Raw genomic sequence first — 7,747 nt, 5'->3', positions numbered from 1 at the left:
GTGACCCTGAGCGCCGATGGCAAGAGCGTGATCGTGCCGGCCGGTGTAAGCAGCTTCACCGTCAGCGTACCGACCGTGAACGACACCGTGGATGAAGCCGACGAAACGCTGAAACTGGCCGTCGGTGGCAAAGACGCCACCGGTACCATCGTCGACAACGATTCGGCACCAAGTGGCACCGACAAGACGATCAGCATCAACGAAGATACGGCTCGCACGCTGGGTGCTGCTGACTTCGGCTTTACCGATAGCGATGCTGGTGACACCTTGTCGGCAGTTCGTATTGATACCCTGCCGACCGATGGCAAGCTGTACCTCAACGGTGTGCTGGCTAGCGCCGGTGTGGTGGTGAGCGCGGCAGATCTGGCTGCCGGCAAGCTGGTCTTCCAGCCGGATACCCATGAGAGCAAGCTCAGTGGTGGTTATGCACAACTGACGTTTAGCGTGAAAGACAGCGGTGGCAACTTTGATGGCACGCCGAATACGCTGACCGTTAATGTGGTACCGGTCGCTGATGTGCCGACAGTATCGGTGACATTGGGCGCAGGTAGCTACGATGCCGGTAGCCCATACATCGGTGGCAAGAACTACAGCGGCTGGAGTGCTGCGCAGGCGACGTATGGTAGCAATGCCATCGAGCTCACCGGTTCGGGCGATGCCTGGTCAACGCCTGCGGGTAAAGAGTCGCAAGGCTTTGCCGTGAAGGGTGGTGGCCTGAACGATCTGATTTCCATGCACGGTAGTACTGGCAACAACATCCTGATTGGTGATGATGGCATCCTGGGTAACTCGGATGGCTCCAATACCGGCCAGGTGAACGACACGCTGTATGGTGGCGCCGGCAATGACATCCTGATCGGTGAGCAGGGCGATGATTCCCTGTTTGGCGGCAGCGGTGTGGATACGGCGGTGTATGCCGGCAACTTTGCCGACTACATCATTGGCGTACCGACGGTATCTGCCGGTGGCAGCCTGGCCTTCCAGGTGCAAGACAAGCAGACCAACGGTAACCCGTATGGTGGTGAAGGTACCGATAACCTGTATGACGTTGAGCGCCTGCAGTTTGCCGATGGCACCTATTACTTCAACAGCGCCAGCAACCAGTGGGTGAAAGAGGGCGCGGCCAAGACCAGCTACCCGCTGACGATTGCCACGTCTCTGGTAGACCGTGATGGTAGCGAAGTGATCGACAGCATCAAGCTGACACTGGACAGCAAGTACGCCGGCTCCAAGCTGCTGAGCAGCACCGGTACCGAGCTGGGTGTGGTGGCTGCCGATGGCACGCTGACCCTGACCGGCCTGTGGGCCAGCACTGCGCTGGATGTATCCTTGACCGGTCTGTCGCTGCAAGTACCGGGTGCGGTTACCGGTCAGCTGTCGCTGCAAGTGACTGCCATTGCCAAAGAGCTGGCCAATGGCAATACCGCCAGCGGCCAAGCATCGACTTCGGCAGGTAACCTGGCACCAGAAACAGCCAACGTTGCCGCAGGTGGCAATGAAGATAGCGTGATCGCCGTCAACTTGTCCGGCTATGACGTAGACGGCTCGGTAGCCGGCTTCGTGATCAATAGCCTGCCGGCCAACGGCACACTGTACAGCGATGCTGCGGCGACGCAGCCACTGGCCGCCAATGCAGTAGTCACCGGCACGGTGTACTTCAAGCCGTCGGCGAACTGGAATGGTGTGACCGAATTCCAGTACAGCGCGAAAGACAATGCCGGCCTGGTTGATGCTACCCCGGCCAAAGCGACCATTTCGGTGGCAGCGGTGAACGACGCGGCCAACCTGGTGGCCGACAGCAACACCGTACTGGAAGACAACAACGCCACCGGCAACGTGCTGGGCAACGACAGCGACGTCGACGGCGCGTTGAGCGTGACTACCTTCAGCATCGCCGGCATCACCGGCAGCTTCACCGCCGGCCAGACCGCCACCATCGCCAACGTCGGCACGCTGACCATCGCGGCCAACGGTGACTATGTGTTCGACCCGGTGGACAACTGGAACGGCAGCGTGCCAGTAGTGACCTACAACGTACGCGACCCGAACGGTGGCACCGGCAGCAGCACGCTGAGCATCAGCGTGACCCCGGTGAACGACGCACCGACCGCGACGGGTGGCCAGATCACAGGTACCGAAGACACGTTGCATGTGTTTACCTGGGCACAGTTCAATGTGGCTGATATTGATAGTGGCGATACGCTATCTATCAAGATCACCACACTGCCAGCGGATGGCACGCTGCAGTACAACGGTGCCAGCGGCTGGGTAAACGTGACCGCTAACCAGATAATCAGCAAAGCAGATATTGATGCCGGCAAGCTGCGCTTTGCTCCGGACAGTAACGAGTCTGGTATCGATGGCTACAGCACGGCAGGTACGGGTAACCAGAAGCAGGACTACGCCAGCTTCAATTACCAGGGTGTGGACGCTGCGGGTGCCAGCAGCGCTACCGTGGCTATGAAAGTGGACATCGCCCCGGTAGCAGATGCCCCGACGCTGAGTCTCAATAGCGCCCCGACGGCAACACCGACCGGGCTGAAGAAAGAGTCGTGGACCAATATCTCGTTCACCGATGTATACAACGGTGGCAGTGGTGTAAACCAGAACACGCTGGAAGCGCGTATCGAAGCTGCGTCTGCGGCACAAAGCACCACGACCATTACCAATGCCGCCCAGACCGATGTCACGGTGGGTACCGCCAGCCGTATTTCCGGCCTGGTGTACCTGGAAGCAGGCAAGACCTACACCTTCAGCGGTATTGCTGACGACAGCTTCCGCCTGGAAGTGGGGGGTGTCACCGTCGCTAACGCGCTGTGGGGCAATGGCGGTGGTTATACCGGCACCTTCTCGCCAACCGCGAATGGCTACTACACCCTGACGGCCTTCCACCATAACGAGGCTGGTGCGGGTAACTTTGACATCAATGTGTCGGTGAACGGTGCCACCTCCGTGGACCTGAGTACGGCCAACCTGAAGCTGTTTACCGGTACGGCAGACATCACCAATGCAGGCGTCAACCTGTCTGAGCTGGTGCCCAATGCCAGCGGCGAGGGTGGCTATTACACCGAAGTACCACTGAACCGTGGTAACGAAGATACCTGGATCCCGATCTCGCGTATTGCTGCTGGCCTGACCGATACCGACGGCTCGGAAACCCTGTCGGTGTCCATCAGCGGCCTGGTAAACGGCACCCAGCTGAAAAATGCTGCGGGCGCCATCCTGACTGCTGACGCTAGCGGTAAAGTGACCTTGCCTGCTGGCTGGGACTTGGCCACGCTGCAGATCAAGGGGCCGCTGGATTACAACGGCACCCAGAACCTGACCGTGACTGCCACCTCTACCGAACAGGTAGGTGGCGACAGCAAGACCACCACGGCACCGCTGACCGTGATCATCGACCCGGTAAATGACGCGCCAACCAGTACCGGCGGCAGCGTTACCGGTACCGAAGACACCAATCTGGTCTTCACCTGGGCCAACTTCAATGTGGCTGATGTGGACAGCGCTGCGGCCAACCTGTCGGTGAAAGTGACCTCGCTGCCGGCCGATGGCGCGCTGCAGTACAACAACGGCACTGCCTGGGTGGCAGTCACGGCCAACCAGGTCATCAGCAAGACGGATATCGATGCCGGCAAGCTGCGCCTGGTGCCGGACTTCAACGAGTCGGGTAGCGACAGCTTCGCCACCAGCGGTGTTGGTAACCTGAAGAAGGATTACACCACGTTCAACTACCAGGCAGTAGACAACGCTGGCGGCAGCAGCGCGAGCGCCACCATGTCGGTAGACGTTACCCCGGTAGCCGATACCCCGACGCTGACCGTGAAAACCGGCAGCAGCGGTACGTTGTGGATAACGGGTTGGGAGTCGGTGGCGAACAGTGACAATACGTCGCAGTCGGTTACTGCTACCACGCTGGAAGACTGGACGCTGGTGACTGCCAACGACAAGCAAAGTGGTGGTGCCAACGTGTTCGAGGTTTGGGCGAGCGGCGATACCCAGCAACGCCAGAATGGCGGCAACAACACCTTTGCCACTGCAGTGGGGGATGGCCGTAACGCGCTGGAGTTGAACGATGCGGCCGGCAGCATGGCGCAGACGCTGGGCATTTCGCGCAGTATCACGACCGTGGCTGGCCAGGTGTACGAGCTGTCGCTGGATTACGCCGGTCGCCCGGGCTTTGGCACCGAGTACACCACCATTGCGGTGTACCTGGGTACAAACTTGCTGGGCACCTACGGTTCTACCAGCCCGCAGGATAGCTTCAACTGGGAAAACCTGAAGCTGAGCTTTGCCGGTACCGGCAGCACCGATACGCTGACCATCCGCTTGGCCACCACTAACACTGGCCTGGATGTAAACGGTCGTGGCGCGATGATCGACGATATCCGTCTGAGTACCACACAAGGGGTGGTGGCAGGTTCGGGCGGCATCAGTGGCAAGACCGCGGTATCGCTGTCGACCTACATTGCCGGCCAGCTTACCGATACCGATACGTCGGAAGTGTTGTCGTACAAGTTCAGCAACCTGCCGGCTGGCGCCACCATTGTCAGCAACGGCACGCCGGGTGGTTACACCGCTGTGAACGGGGTGATTACCGTTACCGCTGCCGAGCTGGCTTCGGCCAAACTGGTCCTGCCGTCTAGCACCCTGGGTTCTGTTGGCCTGGACGTAGCCGCCGTCAGTACCGAGCCAAACGGCAGCACCGCGCAGACTGCCGGCCATCTGGATGTGACCATCCAGTCCGGTTCGGTAACGGCCACGACGATCGGCAGCTACAACGACATCACGCTGACGTCTACCCAGACCGCGGTGAGTACCAGCACGCTGGGCCTGCGTTCCGAGTACTACGGTTACCAGGAGAGCAGCCCTACCGGTAACCTGGATTCGCTCACCAAGGTCGAGAACCTGATCGAAGCCCGTAGCGGCAACAACAGCAGCCTGATTGGCTCCATGGCGGCTGGTGCCAACGCCGGCATGAATGCCTCCTTCCTGGTGAACAAGCTTGAGTTTGGCTTCTCCACCAGCGGCGGTAGCAGCTCGAGCATCTCCAACAACCTGGGCAATAACCAGACCGTGGCCAGTGGTACGACGCTGAGCAGCAGCTCCGGTAACCTGTACAAGTTCCTGACGGCCAATGGCACAACCAATGCCAGCGACCTGAAGGCAGGGGGGGCCGGCTTGGGTAACACCTCGGATGCCATGATCCGCATGCTGGCCTACCTGAACCTGGCTGAGGCTGGCCGGTACGACCTGCGCATTACCGCCGATGATGGCTACCGTGTGTATCTGGACGGTACCAGCGTGGCGCAGGTGGACCAGATCCAGTCCACCACCACCAATGTGTTCACCAACGTGGCACTGAATGGCGGCATGCTGCCACTTGAGATCCTGTACTGGGATCAAGGCGGTGCGGCTACCTTCCGTGTCGAGATCAAGCTGGCAGGTGCGGCCGACAGTAGCTATCAGGTGATGGGTACCGACAGCTTCCCGCTGTTCCAGGTAGGCAGCCAGCCTAATCTGGCCGATAACCAGGATCTGGTCGATACCGGCAACGGCACCTGGGCTATCCGTACCGGTGCGACCTCTACCGGTACCAGCGGTCATGACCGCATTACCGGTACCGACGGGCGTGACACCATCAGCGGTGGCGAAGGGCATGACCAGCTGAACGGTGGGGCCGGCAAAGACACCCTGAACGGTGGTAACGGTGACGACACCCTGATTGGTGGCAGTGGTAACGACACCATGACCGGTGGCCTGGGCGTGGATACCTTCCAGTGGAGCCTGGCGGACAAGGGGACGACTACCAATCCGGCGCACGATGTCATTACCGACTTCAAGACCGGCGTGGGTGGTGATGTGCTCGACTTGCGTGACCTGCTGCAGGGTGAGAACAGCGGTAACCTGACCCAGTACCTGCACTTCTCTGCCAGCGGTAACGATACGCTGGTGCAGATCAGCAGCAGTGGTGCCTTCAGCAGTAATGGTGCCAACGCGGCAACGGTGACCGACCAGAGCATTCTGCTGAAAGACGTTGCACTGGGTAGCCTGGGCAGCACAGACCAGCAGGTGATTACCGAGCTGTTGAAAAACAACCTGAAAACCGACCAGTAAACCTGGGTGTGTGACAAAAGAGCCGGCAAGCCGGCTCTTTTTTTATACCTGTACCAAACGCCACGTAGTGTGCGGCCAACTTTCAATACACTGGAACGGCAATTGCTATACTGCCCCTATCATTTGCTGGAGCGCTGCTGTGGAAAACTTACCGATGCGGGATGGCTTGTCGCTAGACTCCCATTTTCAGCCCATTTACAGCCTGGCTCACCGCCGTACGGTGGGGATGGAGGCGCTGCTGCGCGCGACCGAGCAAGGCAAGGCGCTGAGCCCGCCGCAGGTCTACGAGCGTTACATCCGCCGTGATGAGCGTGCCGCCATGGACCTGGCTGTGGTACGCGCCCATTGCCAGCATTTTGCCCGCACCCCGGCAGCCCAGCGCTGGCTGTTCCTCAACATCGATGCCATGACGCTGGCCGATCTGAGCTATGTGCAGCAGCTGCAGCAGATCATTGCCGACTCGGGCATCCCGCCACAGCTGATCGTGCTGGAGGTGCTGGAGCAGGCGCTGGAGCTGGATGCCGGCTTGCTGGAAGGGGTGGCGCTGTTGCGCGAGCAAGGCTGCCTGCTGGCCATTGATGATTTCGGCGTCGGGCATTCCAATCTGGACCGTGTGTGTAGCCTGGAGCCGGATTTCATCAAGTTTGACCGCCACCTGCTGCGTAGCGCCGTCAACCAGCAGCGCACACGCACGCTTTTGTCGCGCCTGGTGCGGCTGATGCACGAAATTGGTGCGTTGGTAGTGGTGGAGGGGGTGGAAAGCGAGTCGGACGTGGTGGTGGCGCTGGATTCCGGCTGCGATCTGGTGCAGGGCTATTATGTTGCCATGCCCGCTTTGGTGCCAGACCGTGATGAGCAGATTACCCCGCGGCTGGACGCCAAGTGGGACGAGCTGATGAACCGCGAGCTGCTGCGCCGCAAGCTCAATCGCCGCCAGCTGGAGCTATCACGCCAGGCCTTTGTGCAAACGGCCATTGCCCTGATGCAGGGCAACGAGTTCAGGTTGGCCGCACAGCCCATGCTGAACCTGCCGGATGTGATTCGTTGCTTCTTGCTGGACCAGGAAGGCCGCCAACTGGGGCGTAACCTGAATGTGCGCGAGCTGTCCGAGGTGAACCGCCTGCGTTTTGCCCCGCTGGAGGACACGACGGGGGCCGTCTGGTCGCGCCGCAGCTATTTCCAGCACGCCATCGACCAGCCGGGGGTGCTGTATATGAGCGAGCCTTATCTGTCGATGACCGATACGCGTACCTGCGTGACCCTGTCGATGGCGATCGAGATCGACGAGCAGATGCATGTACTGTGCTCTGATGTGATGCTGCCCAAGTAGATGTCGCATCCCTGACGATCATATAAGCAATCGGCTACTCAAACTGAACACAGCACGAGAAGTCATGGGTATCCTGCTACAACTCTCTCGAGCGCCCAACCCATGATCGTCAAACTGCACAAACAAGCCCGCACCACCCCCGCTATCCGCGAGGAAATCAAGCACGCCGTCGGCACGCTTACCGAGTTGGCCGCACGCTTCAATGTCAGCATCCACACCATCCGCAAGTGGAAGCAGCGCGACAGCGTGTTGGACCAGCCCCATACCGCCCACCGCCTGCAGACTACCCTCAGCCCGGCG

Annotated in this window: 2 protein-coding genes and 1 pseudogene; all 3 read left to right on the top strand. The window is 60.1% G+C overall.

Features of this window, described 5'->3' with window-relative positions; genetic code table 11:
• Positions 1–33 precede the first annotated feature (33 nt).
• Positions 34–6,117: a tandem-95 repeat protein gene (locus PQU95_RS18370; RefSeq protein WP_272753343.1), complete on the top strand. Its 6,084-nt coding sequence runs from the start codon at positions 34–36 to the stop codon at positions 6,115–6,117.
• 139 nt (positions 6,118–6,256) lie between these two features.
• Positions 6,257–7,447 (top strand): sensor domain-containing phosphodiesterase, encoded by a 1,191-nt coding sequence (locus PQU95_RS18365; RefSeq protein ID WP_272753342.1) that lies wholly within the window; start codon positions 6,257–6,259, stop codon positions 7,445–7,447.
• A 102-nt stretch (positions 7,448–7,549) separates the two neighbouring features.
• A pseudogene (locus PQU95_RS18360) lies at positions 7,550–7,747 on the top strand (IS481 family transposase); the annotation flags it as partial.

The organism is Vogesella aquatica (assembly GCF_028548455.1).
In the GTDB taxonomy this organism is placed as follows: Bacteria; Pseudomonadota; Gammaproteobacteria; order Burkholderiales; family Chromobacteriaceae; genus Vogesella; species Vogesella aquatica.
The sequence above is the reverse complement of the archived record's forward strand: the minus strand, read 5'-3'. Positions and strand labels throughout refer to the sequence as shown.